At 50.0% G+C, this 2,248-nt stretch carries 1 rRNA gene (only partly in view); it reads right to left on the bottom strand.

What is annotated here, in order from left to right:
- Window positions 1-98: 98 nt before the first annotated feature.
- Window positions 99-2,248 (bottom strand): 23S ribosomal RNA (locus OYT88_RS20635) (it continues 755 nt past the right edge of the window).

Here is a 2,248-nt window from a genome sequence, read left to right as displayed (position 1 = left end):
GGAACTTATACAAATTACGCTAGTAATTTGTATTCCTTATTCAGAGTGTTCTCTGAAAATTGCACACGAATATAAATTTAAGCCATATCTTTATTTTATTGGTCAAGCCCTCGACCTATTAGTATCAGTCAGCTAAATATGTTACCACACTTACACCTCTGACCTATCAACCTTGTGTTCTTCAAGGGGTCTTACTAGCTTATGCTATGGGAAATCTCATCTTGAGGGGGGCTTCACGCTTAGATGCTTTCAGCGTTTATCCCTTCCCGACTTAGCTACCCAGCCATGCTCTTGGCAGAACAACTGGTACACCAGAGGTCAGTCCATCCCGGTCCTCTCGTACTAAGGACAGCTCCTCTCAAATTTCCTACGCCCGCGACGGATAGGGACCGAACTGTCTCACGACGTTCTGAACCCAGCTCGCGTGCCGCTTTAATGGGCGAACAGCCCAACCCTTGGGACCTACTACAGCCCCAGGATGCGACGAGCCGACATCGAGGTGCCAAACCTCCCCGTCGATGTGGACTCTTGGGGGAGATCAGCCTGTTATCCCCGAGGTAGCTTTTATCCGTTGAGCGATGGCCCTCCCACGAGGTACCACCGGATCACTAAGCCCGACTTTCGTCCCTGCTCCACTTGTAAGTGTCGCAGTCAGGCTCCCTTCTGCCTTTGCACTCTTCGAACGATTTCCGACCGTTCTGAGGGAACCTTTGGGCGCCTCCGTTACTTTTTTGGAGGCGACCGCCCCAGTCAAACTGCCCACCTAACAATGTCCCGTCACCAGATTCATGGCGTCCGGTTAGAATCCCAATACTGTCAGGGTGGTATCCCAAGGTTGACTCCACTAAGGCTGACGCCCTAGCTTCTCAGTCTCCCACCTATCCTGTACAGACAATATCGAAACTCAATGCTAAGCTACAGTAAAGCTCTACGGGGTCTTTCCGTCCAATCGCGGGTAGCGAGCATCTTCACTCGCACTACAACTTCGCCGGATTTGCAGTTGAGACAGTGCCCAAGTCATTACGCCATTCGTGCGGGTCAGAACTTACCTGACAAGGAATTTCGCTACCTTAGGACCGTTATAGTTACGGCCGCCGTTTACTGGGGCTTAAGTTCACACCTTCGCTTGCGCTAAGTGTTCCCCTTAACCTTCCAGCACCGGGCAGGCGTCAGCCCCTATACATCAGCTTACGCTTTAGCAGAGACCTGTGTTTTTGCTAAACAGTTGCTTGGGCCTATTCTCTGCGGCCTGCTCTCGCAGGCACCCCTTCTCGCGAACTTACGGGGTCAATTTGCCTAGTTCCTTAACTGCAATTCTTCCGATGGCCTTAGGATTCTCTCCTCATCTACCTGTGTCGGTTTGCGGTACGGGCACTACTTCTCTCTCTAGATGCTTTTCTTGGAAGCATGGAATCAGATACTTCGGTCAAAATGACCTTCCCCATCACACCTCAGAATTGTTAAGACGGATTTGCCTATCTTAACTCCCTAAATGCTTAGACTAGCATTTCCAATCGCTAGCACATCCTATCCTTCTCCGTCACACCATCGATATTAACGATAATAGTGGTATTGGAATATCAACCAATTGTCCATCACCTACGCCTTTCGGCCTCGGCTTAGGTCCCGACTAACCCTGGGCGGACGAGCCTTCCCCAGGAAACCTTAGATTTTCGGCCTGTAAGATTCTCACTTACATCTCGCTACTAATGCCAACATTCTCACTCGTAATCAGTCCACCGCTCCTTACGGTACGACTTCAGCCCGATTACGACGCTCCTCTACCGCTCACTATAAAGTGAGCCCGTAGCTTCGGTGGTAAGTTTGAGCCCCGGACATTTTCGGCGCAGGATCTCTCGACTAGTGAGCTATTACGCACTCTTTAAATGAGTGGCTGCTTCTAAGCCAACATCCTAGTTGTCTTAGAAATCCCACATCCTTTACCACTTAACTTACACTTTGGGACCTTAGCTGACGATCTGGGCTTTTTCCCTTTTGACTACGGATCTTATCATTCGCAGTCTGACTGCCGGACTCATAGTATATGGCATTCGGAGTTTGATAAGGTTCGGTAAGCGATATGCCCCCTAGCCCATTCAGTGCTCTACCTCCATTACTCATATCCGACGCTAGCCCTAAAGCTATTTCGAGGAGAACCAGCTATCTCCGAGTTCGATTGGAATTTCTCCGCTATCCACAGCTCATCCCATGCTTTTTCAACAGCAACGTGGTTCGGTCCTCCACGGGG

This window comes from Sporolactobacillus sp. CQH2019, from assembly GCF_028765345.1.
Classification (GTDB): domain Bacteria; phylum Bacillota; class Bacilli; order Bacillales; family Sporolactobacillaceae; genus Sporolactobacillus.
Note: the sequence above shows the minus strand (reverse complement) of the source record. Positions and strands in the feature narration are given on the sequence as shown.